The organism is Desulfotruncus arcticus DSM 17038 (assembly GCF_900113335.1).
In the GTDB taxonomy this organism is placed as follows: Bacteria; Bacillota; Desulfotomaculia; order Desulfotomaculales; family Desulfallaceae; genus Desulfotruncus; species Desulfotruncus arcticus.
The window spans coordinates 382,535-408,805 of the sequence record NZ_FOOX01000002.1 but is presented as its reverse complement, the minus strand read 5'-3'; the positions used below and the strand labels follow the sequence as shown (position 1 = coordinate 408,805).

Sequence of the window (26,271 nt, the reverse complement as noted above, 5' to 3'; positions counted from 1 at the left end):
TTGCTAGCCGACCTGCTCCTCCGTTTTATCTTCCTGCTGCTCGTCCACCAGCACCCGGCGGGTGCCATTCCAGTAATAGCGGATCAAAGTAACGTAATCAACGTCCCGGGGCCGGTAAACTTCGTAAATGGACAGTCCCGGCACGGTATCGTAGCAGCCCCACAGCACCTGGCTGGTCATCATGTAATCGAAGCCCAGGTGGGTCAGCAGTTCAAACATGTCCCGCATGTTTTCCTCGTCCACCCCGGCAAAGGCCTCGTCCAGGCAGATGATCCGGGGAGCGCCGGGCCGGGAGTCGTTATAACGGGAGTTGGCCGCCGCGAAAAGCGGAATATACATGGACAGCGCTTTTTCACCGCCGCTGAGCACGTTGAACCGGGCGTCGGTCAGCTCCCGGCGGGGCTGCCCGCCTTTTTCGTAATACAGGGTGAAGCGGAACCACTGGCGGTAATCCAGCAACCGGAAAATCCACTGGCGCAAAGTGTCCTGTTGGTCGGCTTCTAGTTTGGCCCGGGTGATCCGGGAGCGAAAGTGCTCGATCATCTGCTCTATATGTTCGTCCCGCAGCTGCCGGGGATCGGTTTTTAACAGTCGCACCAGCTGCGCGGTATCCAGTTCTCTTTCATTGGCCGCCGCCCGGGGTTCCCATTTGAGGTGCAGGCGCAAGCCGCTGGAAGTATCCCGCTGCTGCATCAAATCGTTCATCTGACGCACCCATTTTTCAGCCCGGTATATTTTGTCGCGAATGGCCTTGCCCACGCTGTGCAGGATGATTTGTTCATACAGCTCCCGGTCCTTCTGGCTTAACAGGTGTTTTTGTTCCTCTGCCAGCTCTTTTAATTCCTGCACCAGCAGGTGCGGCGGCACCGGGTTTTGCCGATCTCTGGTGAACAGCACCAGCAAGCGGTGGGTTTCCGCTTCCGTGACCGTTTCCGGGGCGTAATCGTGCAGCGCCTGGCGGGTGTTGTGAAACACGTCGTGCAGTTGGTCGGAAAGCTCGGGGTATGTTTTGCCGCCGTACCGTTCCCGGTAACGCTGGTCAACCTGACCGGCGGCGCGGAAAACGGCCGGACTGTCCGCCGGGTCAAACGTTACCTCCGCCCAGTCGGCCACCAGCTGCCGGTTCCACTCTACCAGCCAGCCGACGGTTTGCCGTTCCAGTTCCGCTTCAGCCTGCTCCAGCTGGCGAACCGCTTCAGCAGTATCTTTTTCCGCCACGGCCAGGTTAATTTTTATCTCGGTTATCTGCCTGTCCATCCGGTCGATCTGCCGCTCCAGTTCTTTTTGCCGCTGTTCCAGCTGGTGCAACCGCCGGTCGATATCGGCAATGCCCAATTCCTCCAGCAGCTGTTGATAAACTTCTATTTGATATTGCACCTTGCGCAGCCGCTCCTGCAATCCGGCCAGTTCCTCTTCTTCATGCCCGGCGTTTTCCCCGGCTTCCGCCAGATCTTTTTCCGCTCTGGTCAGGGCGGCCAGGACGCTTTTATATTCAGTCCAAAAGGATTTCAATTCCCCCAGGTTGTTCCGGTAGACGCTCATTTGTTCCGCGGCCTGTTCCAGGGCGCTTTCGGTGCGGGGGATATTCCAGCCCGCCATATGTTCGTGCAGGCGGGCGGCGGCCTCCTGCAGCTGTTTGATGACTTCCCGCAGCACGGTGTTCTTGCTTTGCTCTTCCTCCAGGGCGGCGTCCAGGCGCAGCCGCGCTTTTTCCAGACCGCGCAGCGCCTCCTGCAGGGTCTCGCCGTCCGGAAAGGCTTGCAGGTCCGCCTCCAGCCGTTTCGCGGTCTCATCCAGCAGCTCCAGCTGCTCCCGGCAGGCGGCCAGGGCTTTTTCCTCTTCTTCAATCAATGCTTCCAGTTTGGCCATTTCCGCCAGTCTGGTGCGCTGCCGGGTTTCCTTGCCGATGAACTCGGCCCGCTCTTTAAGGGCGGCTTTGCCGCACAGCGCGCCCAGGCGAAAGTATCCCTGTCCGGTGATTACGGCCTCATCCGGTTTGCCGGCCCAGCCGGGCATGTCGGCGTCGCCGGCCAGACAGACGGTGCGCAGCACGTCGTCGATAATTTCCGGCGTCAGGCCGCTGTTTTTCGGCGGGGTGGGCACCAGGTAATCCGCCAGGGTAGGCCGCAGCAGCTGGGGGGCCGGCTTTAACCAGGTTTCTTCTTCGTCGGCACCCAGCACACCCATACCCTCCGGCGACACCCAGGCATCCAGCAGGCCCGCCTGCTGCAGGGTGGATTCCAAGGCCGCCTTTTTTTCCTCGGTCAATTCCGGCATGAATTCACACAGGGCGTAAAGGGGAGCTCCGGCGCCGGGGCGTTTGTGCCTGGAATATTCCCGGGCGGGGCTGCGGGGCGGTTCCGGTTCCCGGAGGTCCCGCCATTGCTGCCACTCCCTGGTCAAGCGGTCTTTTTCCTCAGCATGCTGCCGCATTTGGTTTTGCCACGCCAGCCGCTCCGCGGTAATAGCCTCCCTGGCGGTGTAATAAGCCCGGGTGACGGGTTCGCGAACATTATCATATGATCTGTCGGGGAACAGGGCCAAAGCCTGCATGACCCGGTGCAGATCCTCGTCCGCCAGGGACAGGCGGGACAGCTGCCGGCGCCAGTGGAAGATTTTTTCTTCCTGTTCCCGGCGGGCTTGTTCCAGCTTATCCTCCTCCAGGCGCGTTTGGTCCTCAGCCGCCGCTCTTTTTTCCCTGGCCAGGCTGGCCTCTGTTTCTGCCTGCACCCGGCGGGTTTTTAAAGCGCTTTCCTCCCGGGCCAGCTTGACGGCCCGGCCGATTTTCTCCCGGTGCTCCCGTATGTCCCGCTCCCAGGCCGGCCACAGGGAACCGTCGGCTGGAATGTCGCCGTCCCAGCGCCGGTGGTAGGTATCATGGTAACCGAAGTCCACATCCCGGGCTAGATCCTCCAATTCTAGCAATAAATCGTTTTGCCGTCCGGCCAGTTCTTCCCGCTGCCCGGTTAAAGACTTTTGTTCCTCTCCGGCCCGGGCTTGCTTGTCCCGCCAGAACCGCAGCCGTTCGGCGCAATTGTCCCGGTTCCGGTTCAAATCCCCCTGCTCCGTCCTCAGACGATTGAGTTCCGTTCTTTTTTCCACCGCTTCGCTGGTGAGCAAGGTCTGGTATTCGGTTTTGGTCCGTTCCAGCCCGGTGCCGGCCTCTTCGCGGTCGCCGGTTTTTTCCGCAAGCTCCGCGGCCAAACCGGCGGTTTTGTCGCGCCGCTCGCCGGCCTCGCGTTTCCGGTCGTCCCGCTGTTTTTTCTGCTGCAGCAATGAGCGGGATGCATTGTAAAGCAGGTACTCGTTATATTTATTGTATGACCGGTGCAGTTTTTCCGCCTCCAGCAGATGCACCGCCAGTTCATTGAGCCGGTCATTGATTTCATCCATATCCTCAAGCACTTCGGACAGCGGACGCAGTTCATCCTCCTGCAGGGCGGGCAGCGCTCCGGTGAGTATTTCGTAAATGGTCGAAGGCTTGAAATCCTTGGACAGCTTGGGGCTGCGCAGCTGGATCAAAAGGTCCAGAAGCTCCTGAAAGGATTCAATCTTTTCGTAACCGAACAATACTTTATTGACCAGCCGCTTGTATTCGCCCTGCTCGGTGACTACCTGCCCGCCGCTGCCGATGGCTTCTTCCAGTTGGGCGCGGGTCAGGGGAATCTTCACCTCCCGGCCCTGGCTGTAATCCTTTTCATACAGCCAGATATCCCGTCCCACCCGGCGGTTGTCGGTAATCACAAATCCCCAGAAACCCAGGTTGGGACTGTTGCGCCGGGCCCTCAGGCCAATACCCACCGTCAGGTAGCGGTCCTGTGCCGGGTGGTAGAATTCCAGGTACAGGTAACCGGTGCGGTCGGTATGGCCGCTGTCGGGCTCCAGCAGCAGGTAATAGTCGATCCGCCGGTCTTTTGAGCCGAAGGGGTCCAGCCGCCAGGGCCGTTTATCCCCGTCCAGCACCAGGGGCAGAAAGCTCTGCATGGTCACCGATTTGCCCGAACCGTTGGCCCCGCGTAAAATCAACCGCCCCCCGGCCAGATAAAATTCAGCCTCGTCGTAATACCAGAAATTAATTATCCCCGCCCGGTTCATTTGCCAGCGCTCTGTCATCACTCATCCCCACCATAAACATCATAATCTCCGTTCCAGCGTCCCAGAGCGGCGTAAATCCAGAGCCGCCCGTCGTTTTCCCGACCGGCCAGTCCCCATTCCTCCAGGTGGGCCAGCACCTCCTCCGCTAGCTCGCTGCCCCGGGACTGCCGGTATTGCAGGCTCCAAAGCATTTTATGCCGTTCCTTCAGTCTCAGCACAATTCCCTCCAATTCCGCTATGGTCAAACCGATGCGCCCGTCTTCCTCAATATAGAGGCCGCTTTCTTCCCGGGCGAGCATACGCCGCAGTTCACCGGCCAAAAGCAGTGCGATATCCGAAACCCCGCGCCCGGTGGGAAAAAGGTACATTTCACCGGAAGCTTCGGGGTAGTAGAACAAAAGTCCTTCCCGGTAACGCTGCCCTTCCAGTCCGGCAAAGTTAGCCAGGTTTTCCAGGATGGTATGCCGCTGGGTGCGCACGTAATAACGCTCTTCCTCGTTGTCCCATTGCCGGTCGTAGACCACCGGTTCCTGCAGCAGGCGGCGGTAGACGTGGTGACGGCGCTTTTTCAGCTGACCTTCGGGTGTGGCGGGGTAGGTGCCCGCCTCAAAGGCGGCAAGGGAGTCGTAAGTGGTCAGGTCCCGGGGAAAGCGGCGTAAAACATAGCGGGCCAGGTAGGAAGATTCGTACAGCACATTGTGCTCGTGGCCCGCCCGGGCCCAATCGGATTCGTCTCCGTCCACCGCCACCAGCGCGCCCAGTGCTTTAAGCTGCTTTAAGGCCCTGGCCATAGACAGCCGGTGGGTGTACAGGGTCCAGTCCAGAAAAACGTCCTGGCCCGCCAGGTATTCCCGAATTTCTTCCACCATGTCGGTAAGCAGAAACTGATCCATTTCGTTTTTACCCTCCAAATACCACAGACAGTAGGTGAACAGGGCGTAATCCCGCGGTTCGGAAAAGCTGTCGAAACCCATCCAGGGCTGCGCCCGCCCCGGTGCTTTCTCCAATTTGGCAAATTGCCTGTTGAGCAGCAAAGCAAAACCGCAGTATTCGCCAAACCAGTCCCGCAGGTCCTGGTACTGCGCCCTGATGTAGCTGAAAAGTTCGGGGTCGTCCCGCTTAGTGATCCAGTTGCGGTTCAACAGGGCCTGGATACACCTCTGGCGAATATCTTTCACACTTTCACCGGTTTTGCTCATATTGCTCTCCGTTCGCTCTGCCGTCCGTTTGATCAGCGGTTACGGCGCTGAATTTTAATAGATAATTGGGCATGTCCAGTTCCCCGTCCTCGCATTCCAGCCTGGCCCGTTCCCGTCCGGCGGGCATTTCCAGGCTGATCCCGATGCCCTCGGGGGTTAATATCCGTCGCGATTTATTGGCCATGCACCGGCCGATCCAGTACAGCAGGTAATAGCGTTCCCTGGCGGATACCGGGTCCAGATCGGCGATGCGGATTTCCCGTCTGGCCAGGTAAGCTTGCAGCACCGCCATTTCCTCCTGTTGGGTGATTAGAAACTTCTCTTTGGCTTGCTGCTGGCGCTCGCGCCGGTCCCTAATGGAACCGGTGCCCGTATCCCGCAGCCGTTTTCTGCTGCGGGAACGCAGTTCCCGTATGTTGGGACCGGCCTGCCACATGGATACGTCGGCGTTGTCGGTGCCCCTTTCGTCCACTCCCTGAAAATGGCGGCAGCGGTACAGGCCGAACACATGGGCTGCGAGCCGGTGGGAATCGTTGATATCCTCCAGGGAGAAAAACCACTTGCCCAGGTAATCCAACTCCCGTTTGCGGCTGACGCCCAGACGGTGTTTTTCCTGAATCCGCAGGGCGTTGCGCACGATCCGGGCAATGGTGTCCTTGGTGGTCTGCTCCAGGAAATAAACGTCGCTGGGCTCGTTATCGTGTCCCGCAAACCAGCGCACCATGCTTTGCCATTCCAGCTGCAGCCGGTCCAGTTGTTCTTCGGGTGTTACCGGTTCGTCCAACTGAGGCCGGGCGGACAGATCCCGCTGTACATTGGACAGAAAGTTGCTGACGACACCCCGGTCGACGGTGGACAGAACCGCCTCGATTTTATAGGCATGGCGCTGCAATCCCTGAATAAAGTCCTGCAGGTACCGGGTTACGGAGTCCTTGTAAGCCAGAAAAGCCTCGGTCAGCATCAGCTCTTCCACTTTGGTGCTCTGCAAGCTGGCGATATAGTCGGAAGCATTTTCGGTCAGCTTGATAAAATCCCCGTAAATTTTATCCCACAGCGCAGCCGCTTCACCCGGCGGAAACTGACCGGCATCCTTTTCCAACCGGTTCAGTTGTTCGTCGATGCTTTCAAACAAAGAGGGTTCCAGTGAACCGCCATAACCGCGAATTTTTTCCAAACCCGCAACCAGACGCTCTATTTCCACCGCGTAGGGGGTCATTTGATAACGGAATTTTTTGCGCAGATATTCCTCCACCGTGGCTGAACGGCCCCCGTCGTGGCGGGGTACCAGGTTGTTCCACTCCACCAGTTGGTTTAAATCCTTCTGGCACTGTTCCAGGGTGTAATCTTCCTCCAGCAGGCCGAAAGCAACCACACCGTCGTAAACCTCCTGCGGCTTCAACCAGTAGCGCAGCCGCTGGTGCTGCTCATAAAAATAGCGCATGATGCAGCGGTACCGGCCGACATTTTGCGCATTTAAGTAACTTGTTTCTATAATTGGTTTTAGTAGCGATACAGTCATACATAAATCAATTCCTTGATCAGGTATTTTAATGATCATTTTGTATAATTATAGCATAAACGCATGGGCGTTGCTAATTTTAGGATATATTCGCCATTTTGTTTGCCGAGGATGACTGCCACTTTCTCATTTCCTTCAAAAACCACTTATTTCCTTTGCTGAGTATAACCCATATGGCAACTGTTAAAAAAGCCCTGTTTGGATTTCTTGTCCGCGCACTTTTTTTATTACCCAACTAAATCGCTCCCTATTTTTCTCTCAGTCTTCTTTCTATTTTTACTACGGTCTCAACATGCCTTGAACGGTCAAAAAAGATGCCACTCGAGCCTGGTGGGGCCTTGGCGGCAGGGTATATTAAGCTCTACCTATATTGACCGGTATCCCATTAAAAAAACCATAACCCATTAACATGCTAAAAGGATGATACTATTGAATGTTATCTATATTCTCTTCAGTTAAATTTATAAATGGAATATTAACTTCTTTCGCATTGCCTATATAAAAATCACGCCACTGCTCATATTCTGCTCCATCTATTGGATGATCCAACTTATACTCTCCATCCTGCATGATATAATACACGATTCCATCCCCATCAGTATCACTTTCTGCAGGGAATGGATCACCATTATAATCCGTCGCTGATAACGACCTATCCCATGCATCTACCATTCCGACATCGACATAGCTATCCGATTTCTTGTCATACTGATATAAGGTATAAGGCCAGAAATCTCCTGCCAACCCTTGATTATGTGACCAATCTGCCTTAATTATACCATTATCATAATAGGTAAGAGTCGGAAATTCTCGAAACTCTTCGTTCGCAGTTTTAGTATCGTTATCAAAATCATATATCAATTCTATCATACCTGCCATGGAGCTATTTGTATACGCAAGAATCAATTCGTCTTGGGTGTCCTGGTCTATATCATATACTGCAAATTGATTCTGCGTTACATCACTACGACCATCCCAATCACAAGCTTGACCATCCGGGAAAATATGGTTGTCATAGATGCCCTTCAAAATCGATTTGTATTCATTCATCATAGCTTCTCTGTCAATATCTGCTTCGTTCATTTGTGTCTCTTCGCCATCTTGCCCTGATACAGTGTCTTCTAATTCATTTGGTGCTGTAGATTGTTCTGCTCCTTTATCCGCTTCGGTATTTACTCCATCATTGCTACTTCCCATAGTGCCATCCTCCGTTGCATTTTGTGAAACCTCCGGCTCATCATCACCCAATATATCCTTCGATTCACATGCAGTCATGGTACTAAATAAACATAGTAATAAAAACAGAATTCCATATTTATGTATATATTTTCTTAATGTCCTTACTATAATATTGATTAACCTCCCATTCCTATCTTTTGCTAAATTATATCCTTTTACAAAAATGTACAAACCTTTTGGCAAAACTCAAAAATCATTCCCCTTACCGTTCATCATCCATGGTGAAACCTTTCACTAAATATTCATTTAGTCTTTCCGTTGCCCAGCGTCTAAATTGAGTCCCACGATTAGAACGAACCCTGTAGCCAATTGCAATAATCATTTCAAGATTATAAGATCGAATCGTACGTTCAACCTGCCTATTCTCTTCATTTTGAACTTGTAAGTAATACTTACAAGTTGCTTTTTCCTCAAGTTCCCCTTCCTTTTAAATATTCTTAATATGTAAAGTAATATTCTAAGGTGTAGTTTGATAGAGCTCTGCGATTGCTTTCTGTGTCATCCAGACTGTTTCATTTTCAAGTCTTACCTATATTCTGGTTTTTCCATCTTCCATCTGATAAATTAATATATCTGTTTTTTCCATTGGCTCACCCCTATAAAAACCCATCTAATTAAATTTATCCTGCTCACGGTTTATTAAAATTCCATATGGTGCTCTGTTTCCTATCACTATTCCAATAATGTAACCTGTTGGCTTCCAACCAAAAATTGCTGGTTCATGTTGCCATTGGTACGGTTACCTTCCCATCACAAAAGCATTTTTCACCCAGATACAACATTGAGAATGTTTAAAACCGGAATCAATAAAAGCCCTTCTAAAAATTAATCCTTTGGCATCGGCATGGAAAACATAAAAACTTGCCCCGTCATCGGATATTTCATATATTCTCTTAAAAGCACTTAGCAAAAAATTATAAAATTCCTCATCATCCAAGTTGTCATTTTGAATGGTTAATGAATCCTTTGTTTTCCCAACATACGAAATCCCGTACGGGGGATCGGTAACGGTTAGCCTTGCCTTTCTACCGTTCATCAATATGCTAAATCCTCACTCTTAGTAGCATCGCCACATATTAATCTGTGTTTGCCAAGCAGGATTATATCACCTGATTGAATTACCGGCTTATCCGGCACATCGGGAATCTCATCTTCCTCTTTCTTATCATCCTTTGGCATAAATTCATCCCATAATTTTCTGCTTCGGAAAAATCAAAGCCGGTAAATTCTATGTTGAAATCCCTTTCCTTTAATTCATCCAGCAACTTTGCCAGTGATTCCATGTCCCAATCGCCGGAGATTTTATTAAGGGCAATATTCAGGGCTTTTTCCTTGGTTTTATCAATATCAATAACAACACAGTCAACTTCGGTATATCCTAATTCCTTTAATACCTTGCAACGTTGATGGCCACCGACAATGGTCAAATCAGTATTAACAATAATCGGTTCCACATAGCTGAATATACCGGTGGGAAAAAACACCTTGACCGTCGTAATTGAACACCTAAACCGCTAAGGCTACATCACTCCCTTTGGAAAACCAATGCGTTAAACCTCGGGAGTTTGAGGGCAGAGCCCTCAACAGCCGTAAGGCTGCTTAACGTTTATCTTCTGGAATACCTTTGCGTTCCCTCATAGAGATTTTGCCTTCAGAAGGGTCATATGTGGTGTTTAATTATGCCGGTAAGGGTGTTCAATTTTAAACGGTTAGACTGTTCAATCTTACCCGGCATACTCACATAGCCAAACTCTGTGATACTGTTGCGGATTTTTTCAAATTCAGCATCACCAGATTTTAAATCCTTACGGGGATTGTATTCGGCATGTTTTAGGTCTGATATTTCAATTTTCATGGGAGTGCAATAAAGTTTGTGTAAATGGCTAATTCCTATGTTTTGATTATACATTGAAACACTACAAGTATCTGGTCGCCCTTTACGTGGAGGAGGCCTATGTTAGCCTACTGCGGCGAAAGGACGATGTCAAATGCGTTAATTTTAGTATCTGAGTTAGTCCAGAAGTAAAACTCGTCAATGGTCGTCGGATTTTTTTCGGTCGCAAGAACCCTGCCGATAAGTTTGTTTTTAGCCATTGAAATTCTCCTTAAAACAGATGTAAAAAGCTCTCTACGCTTAGGTACTGAGATTTAATGAATCTCTCTGTGAGATAAATCGGGTAGATGTGATTTGCCCATCGTATGTCCGTACCATAACAAGTTGGATTTCGTTCATTAATAAGTAATGCGCTAAGCCTATCAACGGTTTCTGTTTCCATTCCATTCTTAATTTCGTCGTCACGTACAAGAATTTTTTCCACCTTGAGTATGCCATCAAATGGTGTTCGCGTTCTGCCTTTATCTCTCAGCCTCACATACCAAACAGCAAAAGCAAGTGGCTCTTTTTCACTGCCAAAGTACGCCACAGGTGTTCGATGATATAGCGGTAAGTCAGCAATTAAACCGGGGTTAGCCTTGCCTTTATCAAAGCACGCCTCGGGGTTAAATGATTTCGATACTCCAATTACCCAGTTATAATTCTGCCTGAATGTCTGAAAACTCTTGTCATCGTCTTTGTCGGTTTTAGTTAAGCGATATTCGAGCGAACCATCTTTGACAAGGTAGTTGTCCTGATTCAGCTTCCCTTCCCGTACAAGTTTCTTAACCATTTCCTTCTCACGTTCTATCATTGCTTCTTGAATGCGAGCGGTACCTCGGTCTTCAAATTTTCTCTCGTCTTGTTTCGTGTCATATGGAACAGGTGTGGAGAATTTCCATCCGCATTGTTTAATCCTTGCTAACTCGTTGCTCTCATTCAATTTTACTGACAGCGACTCAAAAAAGCCTCCTTTGCCACTTGGGTCAGCGATGCTTGGAATAGAAATAATAATCTCTCTTGTTAAAATTTCCGGCATCATCTGTTTATTTTCACGTTTGCAGATACCTACCCCAACTTGTCCGGCAATAGTTGGATAAATTACACTCCTATCACCCGATTGCGAATATGCCATGTCATCGACTTTGTAAACGTGTCGTGAACCATCGAGAAAATACGTAAGTACTTGCTCGTCTCGGGCTGCGAGCATTTTTGCCAGCGATTCAAGCGATTTATAAGTGATCGGAGGTTCGGTTTCTCCTCTCTTTTTCCAAAAGAAGGTGCGATCTTCGGTCTCATTGTAATCCAAGGTGGAGCGTTCTGAGTCAAGGCTATACTTGTGAGCCTTATAGCTCTTGCCGCCTGTTTCTTCGGCAAGAATCTGCGTTATCTTTTTTCGCTTGCTTGTGTTGTCAGCACTTGCCATCGCGCTCCCTCCTATACATAATGAGAATTCGTTCTAAAAGAATTAAATTAGTTCGGCATATCTATCCAACTCCATTTAAGGGAACCATTTTCGAGAAATCTTCAGCCGATCTCCGCAAATGGTTCTTTGCCATTTATTTGTTCCTTAACGATAAGAAGGGCATATCTGCCCTGCAACTCCAACGTGAAATAGGCGCAACAAATAAAAACAGCTTGGAGGATGTTACAACAAAATAAATTTGCAATGGGAAACCAATAACAATAGGAATTTATTGATACTATCATTGAAATAGATGAAACCTATGTCGATGGTAAACCCCGTAATAAAAACAAACATGATGACGATGACAATTGCCTTGTCCCAATCTATTAGTCACTTAAAACATCAAGTAATCTCCTTAAGACATAACTATTCTTCTAATTTCAGCCTTCTGTAAAGTTTAGATGGACATCATTAGGAAGGCTATTATCAAGGATGTTAGAGCTATTATATTTTATTTTGCCATCAACCTTGCTCCGATGATATTTTTGAAAGTTACAGGCTTATTCACCTTTGACAATGTGTCCTAGAGTCCCGCCGATTTAGGTGTCCAGATGTGGCTGAAATATGCCCGACACGGCACACCAGCGCTCCCAACGTGGAATTGCTATTAATGAGGTTTATAGCAAACTATCAAAGCATACATCATTTTGTTTTAACATTCAACACATTCCCTGAATATGCCTTCTAATTCTTGTACAAAAAAATATCACACCAATAAAAAAACCAGACCACCTAGAAACGATCCTGTTATGAAACCCAGAATATATATTCCTTTCATCGCAACTTACACTAAAAAGAACACATCCATTCTAAAACCATCCTGGATCAAAGCTTTTAACTCATTTCAAATATAGCACTACCACTGTCTCCACATGACTCGTCTGAGGAAACATATCAACAGGTTATCTTTTTTGCAAAGCATAACCGATCCAATCCGGTTTCTCCTTTTGTTAATTTTAGTTCCCGCCATTCAGCCAGCAACAAACTGGCTGCCAACTGCCGTTTCCCTTGCAATAAACATCACCATTCACCATGGGTTTTGTTCATAACAATACGGTTGACAGAAACAGTCCACTTAGCTTTTCCACTGCCAGGCGGCTGCGTAAAACATTAGCTGCCGGCTGCCATTGACTGCTGCTGTTCATGTTCGACCCACTGCTCGATTTCCCTGCAGGTTACGCGCTCCACGAAACTGTTGAAGCCTTCACGCATCACAATTATATTGGTATTGACAAAGGGCACCACCAGCTGGATTTTACCGGTGGGCTCGACGATAAGGACTTGAAAACCCAATTTGCGGATAAAGCGCATGCATTCCTCAACATTGTCGGCATCCATCCGGTTGAAGGCTTCATCAAAAACCACCAGGCGCAGGGTATCTTCTTTATTGCGGTAAAGGTGGTAAACCTGGTAGAAGGAAGCCAAAATGGCCACATAAAAGGGAATCTGGGCCCCGCCTCCCGATTCGGTCCGGGACACCTTGGAGAAATAGGTTTTGTTGCCCCGGTCATCGGTAATGATGATGTCAAAATCAAGGTAGGAGCGGTAATCGGTAAGCTCCTGCAATTTATCCTGCTGGCTGTCGGAGGTGATCTCTTCAAACAGCCGGCTGAAACTATCACCATATAGCTCCTGGAACACCGTGCTGAAAAGCAGCTCGGTTGAGCCCAACTGGTAACCCTCGATCATTTCGTAAAACTCCCGCAGTTCGGGCTTGGGGGACAGGCTGAACCGGTAGGAATAACTGCCGAATTTCAAATCCTGCAGCGCAAAATTCAATTCGTCTATTTCTTCATAGGCCAGCTTGATGGCCTCATGCAAGCGGGACAGGAAGTGCTCTTTTAAAGCCTGCTCTGCTTTTTCCCGGGCCTCACCGGCTTTTTTGCTGTATTCAGGCAGGTGAATATCCTTTAAAAAATGCAGCCTTTCAGCATATTTTTCGTTATCGGCGGCGGTAACGTCAGCTAAAAAATCAAATTTCTTATTAAAATCGTGCCTGGCGTTGACTACCTGGTCCATACTATTTTTAATTTTGGTTTCCAGTCCCTGAATACTGATGTAATAATTGTGCGCCAGTTCCGCAGGCGAGCGCTGCTGGCTTTCCCGCTCCCATTTGGCCTCGCAGGTTTCCTTTAATTCATCTGCAAGTGTATCCAGGTAAGCAAGATATTTTCGGCAGGCGGCATCTTTTTCACCGGCAAGCTGCCGCAGCTGCTGTTCAAGCAATTCAAGTTTCGCCTGTACCTGGCCTTTTTCTGTGTTTAAACCGGCTATTTCTTTTTCACACTGCCGTAATTCCAGCTCTTTACCTTCTTTGGCCTTTTCCAGTAGTTCCAGTTCCGAACGGTCCAGGTGCAGCAATTCTTGTTTTGTTTGTACCAGTTCCCATTCCAGCTGGTCTAAATTTTTGCACTGCTCGAAATTCGTTAACCACTGCTGGTAAAGATAATGCTTATCGCTGTTCAAGCTTAAAACACTGTCACTTTTTTTGATCTTTTCGTTCAACAGGGTTAACTCTTGCTGGCATTTCCTTAATTCCTCCTGTTTTACGGCTAGCTGCAGCTTTACCGCCTGTGCTCCTATATAGGGCACCTCATATCGTTTGTGGGGAATTTGGCGGGCGGTGTAATTCTGGTACACCATGCAGGTAGCGGTAATAGCCCGCTTGTGTCGTTTGAACTCCGTCTCTGACGAACATTTTATCAAACCGCCTAAAAGCCAGTTGGCGTAAGCGCGGATGTGCTCTTTATCGGCTGATATTTCCTCGGCCAGGCTTCCAGCAAGCGGTGGTTTAACCTCCTTGACCAGCTTGTCGGTATTGACTAAACCCACGTTTTCCATGCCGTGGGTAAATTTACGGCGCTCGTAAATGCTCAGTGCCCGGTCAAAATAGCCGGGCGGCACCAAAAGATCAAACTTCTGGGTGGAAAGATAGCCCTCGATGGCATTCTGCCAGCGGCGGTCACGTATGTCGATGGCTTCACAAAGAATATCCACCGGCACCCGGCTCTGGCCTTCCCGGGGGGTAAGCTGTTCCTCCAGCATTTTTTTTAATTTCATGGTGGCGGAAGCATTGTTTAGTACCCGGTTTTTTCCCAGGTTTCTAATAACCTCAGCCAGTTCCTGAGCCTGCTTTTGCACTGTTTCCCGCTGTTTTTTTAGTTCCGCTGCCTGTACGATCAGCCATTTCATGCTTTCATTCCAGGAACGGGTATGCTTATCCGGTTCGGCCGGAAAGAACCCCGCCTCCATGAACATCTTCCAGGCACGTTCGTCTTCTTTGAGCGCTTCCGTTAATTGGCCGGGGGCCTGCAGCAGGCTTAAAATATCAACTAGCTTTTCCCTGTCCCGCAGGTCTGCCTTGACCTGCTGCAGCAGGTTGAGCTGTTTTTGTTCCAACTTGGCGATTTGTTCCGTTAAAGCCCCGATCTGCTGCTTTAATTTGTTTTCCTGCCGCACAACCGCTATGCCGTTTATTTTTTCGATTAACTGTTCTTTTTCAGCAGTTAACTTTTTATAACCGGCCTCCAGTGTGCCTAGTTCAGTCAACAGCCACTGCAGCCGTTCCTCCGATTGTTGGCACTGCTGCTGCGCCTCGTCCAGCCCCCGCACTTTTTGCTCATAGTCGCCCCTGTGCAACATATAGCGACCCGCTGCTTCCTGCCGCCTCAAATGCTCAACTTTCTCATACGCCTGGTATTCTTCCTCCAGAGCCATAATTTCAGCGCCGGTGTTTAACAGCTGGGTTTCCATCTGGCGGTATCTTTCGGCGTAATCCCGCATGGTATCCACATCTACGGGCCGCTCATCCAAAATGTAGCTGTAAATAAACGTCCTCAGGTTGGTGATGGGTTTAAAAGAAATGCCTTTAACAAAAAGCGAAAAAAAGGACTCCTTGATTCCGCCAAACAGCTGGCGCAAATCGTTTCTGTAACCTTCCAGGTCATTGCGGTACTGGCGAAAATTAAGCCCCCTGGCTTTCATGTAGTGGACAAACTGCTCCCGGTTGCGGGGGTAACCGTCCTGTAAAAACAGATGCTCCCGCAGCCTGCAATTTTCAATTTTGAAAAATACGTGATCCTCTTCCCCGGTGTCGCAATAATAGTCAAACACCGCGCCGATTAAGCAAGATTCATTGCTGGAAGAACGGGTAAATTCAAGCACGATATAGCTGGAGAAATCCTCATCGTTTCCTCTTAAGTAGGTGTACTTGCCTTCCGTGCCGGTCCTGCCACGCAAATAACCTTTCAGGTCCCTGGCCGTCTTTTCATCAAAGGCGGCGGAATTGAACATAATCTTTCTCATATTGGAAACAATAACCACTTGCAGCGCGTCAATCAGCGTGGACTTGCCCGCTTTATTGTTGCCGGTGATCAAGGCGCTGCCCGCAATTGGAATGTGTTCGTCAGTAAAGTAATGCCAGTTAATCAGCTTGATTCCGGTCAGTAGCATCTTCTTTGTCCTCCTTTGATTCGCCTGCATTGATCCAGTCCGCCAGCCTTTCCAGGCTGGGCACGTCAACAACTAATAGAATGGTCGGATATAATAAATACACAGCGTCGGGATCCTTCCATTGCCCGCGCTTTAAGTCCAGAATGGAAAAGCTGCTGAACAGCTTTAACGCCTTTTCCAGGTCATCCCGGGCCGGCAAGCGGTTTTTGATCTCCAGGGCCATATATTTCCCCTGGATCTCTTCACCTGATATCAATACCTCCTGGGTCAGCCGCAAGGCTTGCTGCTTTTCATCATAAAGCAGCCTGAGAATAAATAAAACTATTGTTTCCTGCAGGGTAAAACGATACCGGTTCCGGCCATAGCGATTGTACAGCTGCAGCACGGAAAATCGTTTGTTGTGGTGCAAATCCCATCCGGAGAGGAAAAAATATTCGCTGAAGATATCCAAATAACGCTCAACAAACCGGTAAAATAGACGGTCTTCTTCCCGCTCGTAGACCAGAAAGCTCTGGCCGAGCAGCAGATTTGCCGCTTTACTGAAGGTGTCTTTATCCTTATTCGAAAGCTCCTCGTACTCCTGGTGCCAGCTCAACGATTATTCCCCTTCCTTCTAATAGCAGGTTAGCTTTTTCATTATTTAATAATATATATTAAAAAGCCGGTAATTCCCAGCCTGTACCCGGGAATTACCGGCTTTTAGTGAAACAATGTCTAGTTTTTTCTATAAAATGGAACTTAACCACCATTGAGACTTGAACACCACCAGGGCCATTAAAACCATGAACAGGCACGGCAGCACCAGCGGCTTATATGATCTTGCAAAGTCGGCTTTAAAATACTCGATAGTCAACACCAGACACAGGTGCACCGGCGAGATCATCACGCCAATGGTGCCGGATACATAGGCCAGCATCACATAGACCGGTGAAGGGTGAATAATAGACATCACCAGGGGAAAGGATATGCCGATGCTGGCCTGAACCATGCCGGTCATTACCCCCAGCAGCAGGGGCATGATCACCACTATAGCCAGAACCGGAATACCCATGGCCGATATTGCCGCGCTTACCTGGTCGACGGCTCCCGACAATACAAGAACATCTTTAAAGGTCATCGTACCCCAAATTAAAAAGACAATTCGCAGCGTTAGCCGCTCGATCAAAGTTTTAAAGACGTAGCGCCAGGCATATCGCTTCTGAATAATTAGCGATAAAACAACTATACCAAGTGTAATTGCCATGGGCACGCGGCAGAACACCAGGATTACGGTAGCCCACAAAGGCCACGTATTGGCGATCAGCATCCTGAGAGATGATCCGGTTGCGGCGCCGGAATGAAGCCGGTCGTTGCCGGGATAAGCACCTTGCTTAACTTTTTGGTACGGCCCCCACAGATGCCAGTAACCAAGAAAGGCCCATAACACCGAAAAGGGCCAGAGCCAAACTAAAATCTGTGACATGGTAAAACCGGATATTTTGATCGCAATGATCAGGGCCGGGTACAAAGGAAGCGAAAACTCCCAAATATGCCTGAACCAGTAGTTGATAAAGACCTTGTCTTCAACCACGTAAGGCCGCCCTTCCGTGGCTTGCCCCACCAGCGGCGCCGAAAACCTGGCGCCGCCGGCCGACGGCAGCACCCCGATGATGGCCGGTATGGCGGCGGTCAGCAAACGGTTATTCCAGGGCAGGCCGGCTAAAGAATCGGTCATCGCCTTAAGCATACCGGTACGCCGCATCACCGACTCCAAAACCATAATCAGCACCAGGACGGCAATAAGATCCAGAGTTGATATGTCGGCAAGCGTATAGGCATACTGCTTGAACAGCGCTATTGCGCCAAGGCCGAAAATAACGCCCAGAACGCCCGTTGACACCAAGAGCGTTATATCCAGGCTGATTTTTTTCCGCAGCATTAAAATCATCAGCAAAAAAACAGCGAGTATTTTTATTATCGGCCATATGCTTGACACTGGCATTACTGCTCCTCCCATGATTAGCACTTAAAGTAAGTACAGCTTATCAATACCATCATTTCCCAAATGCGGCTGCCCTGATTCCAAAAACGACAATAGCTCCTCGCCCAATGCGGTTATTCTGCTGCCCTGCCGGGTAACGCCGGAGTCAATATAGCCTAATTCATTAAGCATTCTCAGCAGCTGCCTGACTTTATAATCAGAAAAAGGCACCCGGCTGGCTTTGAGCTTTTCCATCAGCGCGTTGCGCCCGACTCCCCGGTTAAGCAGGGAGCAGCTTTGTATTTCCTGCAGCATGATTAACACCGTATCCAGGCTGCCCTCGCTTTTCAAAGCCGAGACCAATGTTTTATACCTGTCCGCCGCCTGGCGCCGTACCGGTTCGGCATTTGCCGCATCCAACAGCTGCGAGCTTTTCCTCATCAGATAAGGCGGCAAATCACCAAGCCCGGCAACTTGTTTCAAGCCGAGCACACTGCACATATATTTCACCACATTTTCCAGTTCCCGTATATTTCCTTTCCAGCTATAGCTTTGTAGAAAGTCCTTAATTGATGCATCCAATGTTATTTGTCTGCCGGAAATCTTACCGGAGAAATAATTAACCAGCAGGATAATATCTCCGTCCCTGCTGCGCAGCGGCGGTAATGACACGGGCAGCGCGCACAGGCGGAAAAACAAATCCGCCCGGAACTTGCCTTGTTTAACCAGGCTTTCAAGGTTCTGGTTGGTGGCGGCTATAACTCTGACATCGACGGGAGTAACCGTACTCCCGCCAACTCTTCTTATTTCACGCTCCTCCAGGACGCGCAGCAGCCTTTTTTGCACTTCCGGCGAGGAGTCGCCAATTTCATCCAAAAATATCGTGCCCAAATGGGCTTCCTCGAACAGCCCGGGTCTGCCGCCCCTTTTGGCCCCGGTAAAAGCCCCGTCTTCATAGCCGAAAAGTTCGCTTTCCACCAGATTTTCCGGCAGAGCCGCAAAATTAAGGGCTACGAATGGTCCTTTCCGCCTGGAAGACTGATTGTGTATAGCCTGGGCAAACAATTCCTTGCCTGTTCCGCTTTCCCCTTCCAGTAAAACAGTCAGCTCGGTTTCCGCGAACTTTTTAGCCAGGGCGATAGTTTTCTTCAGCTCCGCGGACTCGCCAATAATATCGGCAAAGGTATGTTTGGCCACGTTGCCTTTCTTTTTCAGCACCCTTCTAACCTTGGTCTCCAATTCCTGAACCTCGTCAACCGGCCTGAGCGTCGCCACAACCCCGTTGTTCAGTCCGGGTTCGTTGCGGATCGGGTTGATGGTAATAACATAATGGGTCTCGTTGATCCTTTTAACTTCGTTAAGAATACTTTCCCCGGATTTAAGGCAGCCGGTAAAATCAAGCTGGGGAATCACATCCCCGGCGATTTTACCCATTACCTCGCTTTTTTTGATGTTCAGAATCTCTTCCGCCGTGGGGTTGAACATGATGATATGATTGGAACCGTCAACGGCTATGATGGCGTCGTTAACGGTATTCAACACAACCTCCATGTTATGCTTCAGGTTTTCGTTGACCCTGGCTATTTTCAGCCGGTTATGACTGACACTGAGAATTGCCTCCAGGTAATGGTGGGAGATTTCATTTAACACCTCAATGGGGATATTTAAATGCTGCATTAAGTTGGCAAAGGTAGAAAGATCGATGCCTTTGTTCCCCAGGTCCACTATTTTTTTAACCTGCTCCGGCACTATATGAGACAGTCCCGTGGTGATGGCCAGTTCAATATCTCCGGGGATTTCAATTGAGCTGCCCGGATAATACGGCACCAGTTCCAGATAATTTACGCCAAACCCGTTCATTAAATTAATGGCCGATGCCGCCGTCTCCGCCGATCCGGCCACTACCAGGGCCTTGGTGCCCGGCTTAAATTCAAGCAGTTTTTCCAACCTTTTAATGTTAATGTTGCGGGCCGCCAGCAATACCGCTTTACCGGGCGGGAAATAACCGCGCACCAGTTCCATTGTGGTATTGCAGGAAACAATAAATATATCATTATCAAAAAAATGGCCGGGGGGCGCGCTGTCGTATTTCAAACACCAGGTTCTCACCGTAATGAATTTGTCCAAAAACTGCAAGAGCTGTCGGGCGACAAAATCACAGGTTACCTTGTACTGCGCAATAAAGCAGACACTTTTCTTTTTTTTACTCAAAGCGCTTACCCCCTGCTGTCATTTTTGCTGCCGTTCTGTGCTACGTGGTTCGGGTCAGGTGGTTGACCAGCCCGCCCGCCTCCAATATTACCTTAAGTGACGCCGGTATGGGTTTAAAGGATGTTGCCGCCCCGGTCGAAAGATTCTTGACCGTCCCGCTTTTCAGGTCCACCTGCAGCAAATCGCCTTCCCCGATCAGGTCAGTGTCGCATTCAATCACCGGCAAACCGATATTAATCGCATTCCGGTAAAAAATACGGGCGAAGGACTTGGCCAGTACCGCGTCAATACCGCAGGCCCTGATCAGTGTGGCGGCATGTTCCCGGGACGACCCGCAGCCGAAATTATGTCCGGCCACAATTATGTCGCCCCGGGTAACGCTCCCGGCAAAACCGGGCCGGATTTCGTTAAATACGTAATCCTTTAAATCAAGTACATTTTCCGCCTTTGATCGATGTTTTCCTGCAATAATGTAGTCAGTGGTGATATCATCGACAAATTTATGCGTTTTTCCCTGCAATAGCGTTTTTAATGACATTATAGCACCTCCCGGGGATCAGTGATCATGCCGGTCAGGGCCGCAGCCGCCGCGGTAACGGGTGAGGCCAGATATATTTCGGCGTCCTGGCTCCCCATGCGCCCGATAAAATTCCTATTGGTTGTGGCCACTACCACCTCTTGTTTGCCCACAATGCCGCCGTGATAGCCGGCGCAGGGGCCGCAGCCGGGGGGGATCAGCTGTCCGCCCGCCCGGACCAGCGCCTCCATCGTGCCGTCATTGATCAGTTCGGTCAACACCTGCCTGGAGGCCGGCACCAGTATCAGCCGCACACCGGGGGCCACTTTTTTGCCCGCCAGCAGCGCCGCGGCAGCGTGAAAATCCCCGGCCCGCCCGTTGGTGCATGACCCCAGCACCACCTGGCTCACCGGCTTGCCGCTTAACTCCCGGGCCGGAGCCGCCAGGTTCACCATGGGCGGACAGGCCACCAGAGGCTCCAGTTGACCGGCATCCAGCTCCAGCACCTCGCAGTAGGCGCAGCCGGGGTCCGCCCCGGCTGCCTCAAATGTACGGGCAGTTCCCGGACGCCGGTCAATCCACTGCAGCAGTTTATCGTCGGGGGGCATAATGGCGGCCTTGGCGCCAACTTCAACCCCCATGTTACATATGGTCATTCTGTCTTCCACCGGAAGACGCGAAACCACATCTCCGGCAAACTCCAACACCTTGTAAATGGCCCGGCGCAGTCCGATTTCCTGCACCGTCTTCAGCGCCAGATCCTTGGCGGTCACCCCGGCCGGCAGTTCGCCATGCCAGACTACCCGGATGCTTTCCGGCACTCTAAACCACATCCTCCGGTAGGCCAGCACTCCCGCGGCCTCCGTTGACCCTATGCCCGTTCCCAGAGCGTTCAGCGCGCCGTATGTACAGCTGTGGGAGTCTGTCCCCACGGCAATATCCCCCGGGAACACGTGCCCTTCGCACATTATCTGGTGTCCTACGCCGTCTCCCTCCCCGTAAAGCCTGAGGTTGTGGCCGGCTGCAAATTCACGCATTTTCAGGTGCATATTTGCCGCCGCCTCTGTGGGGCAGGGCGCAAAGTGATCCATAACCATGACCACGTCTGTTCCCGGCATGATCCCATTGCGTTTAAAAGAACGGAAAGATTCCATGGTGGTGGCGGCGTTGCTGTCGTGAATCATCAGAGCATCAACCGGCACGGTTGCAAAATCCCCCGCGTACACCGGAGCGCCCGCTTTACGGCTTAATATTTTCTCCACAATGGTCATTGGCTTCATAAGTTATCCCCCTACTAAATGAAATGCTTATTGGCTCCGCTTACGGTTTTGCCAACATCTAACTTGCGCCGCAGTGCCGGATCAAGCCTTAATTCCGGAACCAGTCAATCAATTCAATTGCATAGCCGCAGTAAAGGGATTGCCCGCGCACCTCGTCCACCAGTTCAGCCTCAAACCGGTCGCTGAACCTAATCTCTCCCCTGGCGGCCAGAGTGCCCGAATAAATCACCAGTCCGGTTAAATCCCCACCGACCAGCGGACTGACAGAGGCCAGCAGTTCACGGGGGCCCAGCAGCGCTGCCAGCCGGCCTTCCTGGTATACCCGCCGTTTCCCGGACACGCTGATGCTTGATCTGAGTATCAGGTCATCCCAGTGGTCTTCCACATCCGCAAGGCGCCATACCGTTCTGGAAATAAAGTTAGGGTAAATTTGCTTGGATTTGGGGATGTTGAAAGCATGCAGTTCCCGGTCGGAATGGTCACTGCCCACGGCCACATAGATTTCTTCCTTGCCTACCAGCAGCACCGCTTCGGCCTCACCGGTATTGCTGCGGTCAATAGCCTCAATACTGCCGGCCGTGCTGAGCAGCTGGGCCGGCTTGGGCAAAAAAAGCGGAGTTTTTTCCGGCGCGGGAATTCCCAGGGCCTTCAGCTCATCTACATGCTTTTTAATCTCTGCCTGATTGCGGCCGGAATAGCCGGTATTAATCACCTTGCTGGCAATGAATTCAATCTTTTGGTCTAAACGTCCATCAACAAAAAGTTCCAGCTTCTTTGCACTCATCTTGTTTATCTCCTTATTGGCCGCGCCGCGGTAACGGTTCCAGCACCTTCCCGCCGGCTTTCTCTTCGGGGACGCTCGAGCCGTTCCCCGGCCCCGCAAGCACTTGTCTCCGGTTGACTTTATAAATAGCAGCTACCGGGAGAGCGGTGTCAGTACTCCGGTTAATTCCCTCATATCCTTGACAGTCTCCAGCTTCTGAAACATTTCAAGCGCGTTTTCAATGGCCTCCGCCGACAGATATGGCGCGGTGAGCTCCCTGAATTTGTCCAGCAGTTCATCGTCAGTCACAGGATTAACCAAGTCTCCCTTGGCTTCTTCAACCCTGGTCAAAATTTCTCTGCCGTCTTTAAGAATAATCGTCATTTCCGTCGGGTCAATTCCCGGCCACCCCGCGTCGATGCCCGAATCGGCCAGTGGCGTCACCAGGGCCGCAACCCGCAGAATATCAGGGTCCCGGATAGCTTCCGGCGAAAATTCCTCCAGCAGCGCCTTGCCCCGGACCAGCATTACCGCAACTGAATATTGCAGGCTGAACTGGGCGCCGACCGGATTTTCCGGCGCCGCTTTCCGCTCATGGGGCTGCGCATACTCTTCCACCACCTTGGAGGCCGTCCGGACCAGCACCCGCTGTATTTCATCCGGGTGAAGATGATGCAGCCGCCCGGCCTTTTGGGCCGCCGTAACTGCCGAATGGAGCACCCCCGCACAGGCGAAAGGCTTATACTGGATATTGTTGATATCCCAGGAAGTTCCCAGGTCTTTCGTAACCCTGCTTAAATCATAGTTGCCCTCGTGCACATAGGAATGGAAAAAACCGTGTTTGCCCTCAAAAACCGTGGGCGGTCCGGTAAACCCGGCGTCTGCCAGTTCAACGGCCATAACCCCGCTGCGGCTGGCGCTGCCCACCTGCAGGCGCTTTGACCAGGCTTCGCTGCTTTTAAATTCCATCGAGCCGGCCGCCAGGCTGCCACAAATGCCAAAAGCCTGGGCCAGTCTATCGGCAGTAATGCCTGTCAGTTTTCCTGCTGCCGTGGCCGCGGAAAAAGGACCGCAGACCGAGCTTTCATGGAATCCCTGTTCGAGATTTAATACCCCGAGCCTGGTTGCCGCACTGATCCGGCTGCCTATTTCGTAACCTAAAACCACCGCCGTTAAAAAATCCCGGCCGCTGCTGCCCAATTTTTCGGCTATGGCCAGGGCGGGCGGAGTAGTGCATACTCCCGGATGATTCAGTGAACGCTTGTGGCTGTGGTGATCCTCAAGCTCCAGCGAATGGGCCATGGTGCTGTTGAGCATGGCCGCGTGCGCCGCCGGGAGCCGGAATGCAGTACCGAGAACACTGCTCTCCGGATTATCGCCATGCCGCTGCAAATACCGGAGCAAAATCTGCGTGCTCTCTTCCGCTTGCGCGGCAATGATCACCCCCGCCATATCCAGGATACACATTTTAGCCCGCCACACCGTTGGCGAATCAATATCCTCGTATTGCACCTTGTTTATAAAATCTCCGAGAATTTGCGCTATTGTTTGCTTGTTCAATCGCCCGGTCCTCCTTTATCCGTCATCGGACTACTTCCCGCCGGCGTAGGCGCTACGCCGTGCAATCTGCACCAGTTGGAAAACCAGCACAATCCCCAGCGCAATCAACAGGGTCAGCGAAATGGGCCGCTGGAAGAAAATCTGCCATTTCCCCTCGGAAAGAAGCAGGGACTGCAAAAACGACTTTTCCATAATCTTCCCCAGGACCACGCCGAGGAGCAAAGGTGCGAGGGGAAAATCCAGTTTGCGCAGGACGTACCCCAAAACCCCGAAAAATACCAGCAGCCAGAGCTGGAAGATGTTGTTGCCAACACTGTATACTCCCAGCACGGAAAAGATAATAATCCCCAGCGAAAGCACCGGATACGGAACGCGCAGCACCTGGACAAATACCGACACCATCGGCAGGTTCATCACCAAAAGCATTACATTGCCCAGATACATGCTGGCTATCAGCCCCCAGACCACGTCCGGGTGCTGCGTAAAAAGGGTGGGGCCGGGAGCGATTCCCAACAGCATGAACCCGCCCAGGAGCACCGCCGTCGAACCGGAACCGGGAATGCCCAGGGTCAATAAGGCTACCAGAGAACCATCCGCCGCGGCGTTATTGGAGGATTCCGCGCCGGCTACCGCTTCTATCACACCGGTTCCGAAATCCTCAGGGTGCTTGGAGATACTTTTTTCCATGCCGTAATCCAGAAAAGTAGCGATACTCGCCCCGGCACCCGGCAGTATCCCGACCACAAACCCCAGTCCCGTACCCCGCAGGATGGCGCCGATACACCGTTTGAATTCAGCCCGGGACGGAATCATTTCCCGCAGGCGAAAGTTCGTCAGACGCTGAATAGGCGGCGCTTTATGCTCCAGGCTGATCAGGACCTCGGACAGAGCGAAAAGACCAATGGCAACTATGATAAAATCAATACCGTCCAACAGCCCTATTAAACCGAAGGTAAATCGGGGTTCACCCGACATGATATCGATTCCCACCGTGGAAATCAAAAGCCCCAGCACAGTGGCAATCAGGCCCTTGATTAAATTATTGGTCGACAGGGCCGCCACCAGGGTAAAGGATAAAAGCATTAACGAAAAGTACTCGGGCGGACCAAACCGGATGGCCACCTGGGCAATGATCGGCGCCAGTAAAACCAGCAAAATCAATCCAATGGTTCCGGCGGTGAAGGATGATATGGCCGCCACGCCCATAGCTAAACTGGCACGCCCCTTTTTGGCCAGTTGATGCCCTTCCAAAGCGGTTATTACCGCCGGGTTGTCTCCGGGGATGCTGGTTAGGATAGATGTAATAGCCCCCCCGTACATGGCCCCGTAATATATTCCCGCCAGCATGATCAAAGCGCTCACCGGATTAAGGCCAAAGGTCAGCGGCAGCAAGAGCGCGATGCCGGTCACCGGACCGACACCCGGCAGAACGCCAATCAGTGTGCCTACCGAAACCCCCAACAGGGCGTAAAGCAGGTTCACAGGCGTACCGGCAATCGCAAAGCCGTGCAGCAGCTGTTCAAATCCATCCATGGACAAACCTCCTTTCCATCAGTTATGCTTTTTAGCGATTGAGAAAAGTCGGCAGCGGCACTTTAAGAACTATCTGGAAAAGCACGTAGCACAAAACGGTAAAGCATACCGTTGGCGCAAGACTCTGAATAAACCGCTGTCCGTATAACAATACAAGATAGGCCATACTGAAAATAAGCGTGGCCGGCACAAAACCCAGGAGCGGCAGTAGCAACAGGTACAGCACCAGTAAAAGCACCGCACCGCCGACACTTATGATCCAAGGTCTCCCGGACTCATCCGGAGACTGGACAACCTCATTTTGTGCTTCCGCAACCTCCACAGGCGCCTTCGACGCCTTTTTTCGTCCGGCGTTTACCAACAAAGCCACGCCCAGGACCAGCAGCAGCACTCCCATCAAAAGGGGGAAATCCCCCGGCCCGGGTCCTCTGTGCAGCGCTGCCCGGGGCATGTTCAGTCCGCTGACAATGACAAAGATGCCCAGCAGAAGCGTCGCCACCGCCGTGACACGATCTCGTGCCATCGTCTTCACCTCCTTTGCCGATCTCAAATGGGGTGGTGGAACCACATCAGGCCAGACGCCTCAAACGCAGTTCCACGTC

General features: G+C 51.0%; 19 protein-coding genes and 1 pseudogene. All 20 read right to left on the bottom strand.

Annotated features, from left to right (window positions below; all coding sequences use genetic code 11):
* Positions 1–3: 3 nt before the first annotated feature.
* Positions 4–4,113 carry a TIGR02680 family protein gene (locus BM056_RS04385; RefSeq protein ID WP_238456299.1) on the bottom strand — a complete coding sequence of 1,370 codons (4,110 nt, stop codon included), beginning with the start codon at positions 4,111–4,113 and terminating at the stop codon, positions 4–6.
* Entirely contained in the window at positions 4,113–5,294 is a 1,182-nt protein-coding gene (locus BM056_RS04380; RefSeq protein ID WP_092469072.1) for a TIGR02678 family protein, read from the bottom strand. The genes BM056_RS04385 and BM056_RS04380 overlap by 1 nt, the downstream gene beginning before the upstream one ends.
* The gene (locus BM056_RS04375; protein WP_238456298.1) at positions 5,278–6,852 is read right to left on the bottom strand and encodes a TIGR02677 family protein; all 1,575 of its coding nucleotides are present in this window, start codon (positions 6,850–6,852) and stop codon (positions 5,278–5,280) included. The genes BM056_RS04380 and BM056_RS04375 overlap by 17 nt, the downstream gene beginning before the upstream one ends.
* A gap of 387 nt (positions 6,853–7,239) precedes the next feature.
* Complete coding sequence (locus tag BM056_RS04370) at positions 7,240–8,223, bottom strand: hypothetical protein (RefSeq protein ID WP_131820723.1); 984 nt, start codon at positions 8,221–8,223, stop codon at positions 7,240–7,242.
* Positions 8,224–8,254: 31 nt separating this feature from the next.
* Positions 8,255–8,443 (bottom strand): annotated as a pseudogene (gene rhuM, locus BM056_RS27580) (RhuM family protein); the annotation flags it as partial.
* Between the two features lie 348 nt (positions 8,444–8,791).
* Positions 8,792–9,088, bottom strand: coding sequence for a DNA methyltransferase (locus BM056_RS26790; protein ID WP_238456297.1), 297 nt, complete (start codon positions 9,086–9,088; stop codon positions 8,792–8,794).
* Positions 9,089–9,170: 82 nt separating this feature from the next.
* Positions 9,171–9,536 (bottom strand): ParB N-terminal domain-containing protein, encoded by a 366-nt coding sequence (locus BM056_RS26785; RefSeq protein WP_238456296.1) that lies wholly within the window; start codon positions 9,534–9,536, stop codon positions 9,171–9,173.
* A gap of 176 nt (positions 9,537–9,712) precedes the next feature.
* The gene (locus BM056_RS04355) at positions 9,713–9,907 is read right to left on the bottom strand and encodes a ParB N-terminal domain-containing protein (protein WP_092469066.1); all 195 of its coding nucleotides are present in this window, start codon (positions 9,905–9,907) and stop codon (positions 9,713–9,715) included.
* Between the two features lie 107 nt (positions 9,908–10,014).
* Positions 10,015–10,146 (bottom strand): hypothetical protein, encoded by a 132-nt coding sequence (locus tag BM056_RS27170; protein ID WP_274377513.1) that lies wholly within the window; start codon positions 10,144–10,146, stop codon positions 10,015–10,017.
* An 11-nt stretch (positions 10,147–10,157) separates the two neighbouring features.
* Complete coding sequence (locus BM056_RS04350) at positions 10,158–11,351, bottom strand: hypothetical protein (RefSeq protein ID WP_092469064.1); 1,194 nt, start codon at positions 11,349–11,351, stop codon at positions 10,158–10,160.
* Between the two features lie 1,152 nt (positions 11,352–12,503).
* Positions 12,504–15,845, bottom strand: coding sequence for an ATP-binding protein (locus BM056_RS04340; RefSeq protein ID WP_165613374.1), 3,342 nt, complete (start codon positions 15,843–15,845; stop codon positions 12,504–12,506).
* Positions 15,817–16,440 (bottom strand): DUF4194 domain-containing protein, encoded by a 624-nt coding sequence (locus BM056_RS04335; protein ID WP_092469060.1) that lies wholly within the window; start codon positions 16,438–16,440, stop codon positions 15,817–15,819. The genes BM056_RS04340 and BM056_RS04335 overlap by 29 nt, the downstream gene beginning before the upstream one ends.
* 129 nt (positions 16,441–16,569) lie before the next feature.
* Positions 16,570–17,826, bottom strand: coding sequence for a DUF401 family protein (locus BM056_RS04330; RefSeq protein ID WP_238456295.1), 1,257 nt, complete (start codon positions 17,824–17,826; stop codon positions 16,570–16,572).
* 24 nt (positions 17,827–17,850) lie between these two features.
* Positions 17,851–20,016, bottom strand: a complete 2,166-nt coding sequence (locus BM056_RS04325) for a sigma-54 interaction domain-containing protein (protein ID WP_092469058.1) — start codon at positions 20,014–20,016, stop codon at positions 17,851–17,853.
* Positions 20,017–20,056: 40 nt separating this feature from the next.
* Entirely contained in the window at positions 20,057–20,554 is a 498-nt protein-coding gene (locus tag BM056_RS04320; protein WP_092469056.1) for a LeuD/DmdB family oxidoreductase small subunit, read from the bottom strand.
* Entirely contained in the window at positions 20,554–21,813 is a 1,260-nt protein-coding gene (locus BM056_RS04315) for an aconitase/3-isopropylmalate dehydratase large subunit family protein (RefSeq protein WP_092469054.1), read from the bottom strand. Before BM056_RS04315 ends, BM056_RS04320 begins: the two co-directional genes overlap by 1 nt.
* 88 nt (positions 21,814–21,901) lie before the next feature.
* Positions 21,902–22,597 carry a DUF2848 family protein gene (locus BM056_RS04310; RefSeq protein ID WP_092469052.1) on the bottom strand — a complete coding sequence of 232 codons (696 nt, stop codon included), beginning with the start codon at positions 22,595–22,597 and terminating at the stop codon, positions 21,902–21,904.
* Positions 22,598–22,729: 132 nt separating this feature from the next.
* Entirely contained in the window at positions 22,730–24,136 is a 1,407-nt protein-coding gene (locus BM056_RS04305; RefSeq protein WP_092469050.1) for an MmgE/PrpD family protein, read from the bottom strand.
* A 30-nt stretch (positions 24,137–24,166) separates the two neighbouring features.
* Complete coding sequence (locus BM056_RS04300) at positions 24,167–25,669, bottom strand: tripartite tricarboxylate transporter permease (protein ID WP_092469048.1); 1,503 nt, start codon at positions 25,667–25,669, stop codon at positions 24,167–24,169.
* A 31-nt stretch (positions 25,670–25,700) separates the two neighbouring features.
* Positions 25,701–26,192: a tripartite tricarboxylate transporter TctB family protein gene (locus BM056_RS04295; protein ID WP_092469046.1), complete on the bottom strand. Its 492-nt coding sequence runs from the start codon at positions 26,190–26,192 to the stop codon at positions 25,701–25,703.
* Positions 26,193–26,271: the final 79 nt, after the last annotated feature.

Excerpts from the sequence above, each read along its gene's own strand:
- BM056_RS26790 (WP_238456297.1), bottom strand. The coding sequence starts at position 9,088 with ATGAACGGTAGAAAGGCAAGGCTAACCGTTACCGATCCCCCGTACGGG.
- BM056_RS04355 (WP_092469066.1), bottom strand. The coding sequence starts at position 9,907 with ATGAAAATTGAAATATCAGACCTAAAACATGCCGAATACAATCCCCGT.
- BM056_RS04350 (WP_092469064.1), bottom strand. The coding sequence starts at position 11,351 with ATGGCAAGTGCTGACAACACAAGCAAGCGAAAAAAGATAACGCAGATT.
- BM056_RS04340 (WP_165613374.1), bottom strand. The coding sequence starts at position 15,845 with ATGCTACTGACCGGAATCAAGCTGATTAACTGGCATTACTTTACTGAC.
- BM056_RS04300 (WP_092469048.1), bottom strand. The coding sequence starts at position 25,669 with ATGGATGGATTTGAACAGCTGCTGCACGGCTTTGCGATTGCCGGTACG.
- BM056_RS04375 (WP_238456298.1), bottom strand. The coding sequence starts at position 6,852 with ATGATCATTAAAATACCTGATCAAGGAATTGATTTATGTATGACTGTA.
- BM056_RS04385 (WP_238456299.1), bottom strand. The coding sequence starts at position 4,113 with ATGACAGAGCGCTGGCAAATGAACCGGGCGGGGATAATTAATTTCTGG.
- BM056_RS04320 (WP_092469056.1), bottom strand. The coding sequence starts at position 20,554 with ATGTCATTAAAAACGCTATTGCAGGGAAAAACGCATAAATTTGTCGAT.
- BM056_RS04315 (WP_092469054.1), bottom strand. The coding sequence starts at position 21,813 with ATGAAGCCAATGACCATTGTGGAGAAAATATTAAGCCGTAAAGCGGGC.
- BM056_RS04295 (WP_092469046.1), bottom strand. The coding sequence starts at position 26,192 with ATGGCACGAGATCGTGTCACGGCGGTGGCGACGCTTCTGCTGGGCATC.
- BM056_RS04380 (WP_092469072.1), bottom strand. The coding sequence starts at position 5,294 with ATGAGCAAAACCGGTGAAAGTGTGAAAGATATTCGCCAGAGGTGTATC.
- BM056_RS27170 (WP_274377513.1), bottom strand. The coding sequence starts at position 10,146 with ATGGCTAAAAACAAACTTATCGGCAGGGTTCTTGCGACCGAAAAAAAT.
- BM056_RS04310 (WP_092469052.1), bottom strand. The coding sequence starts at position 22,597 with ATGAGTGCAAAGAAGCTGGAACTTTTTGTTGATGGACGTTTAGACCAA.
- BM056_RS04330 (WP_238456295.1), bottom strand. The coding sequence starts at position 17,826 with ATGCCAGTGTCAAGCATATGGCCGATAATAAAAATACTCGCTGTTTTT.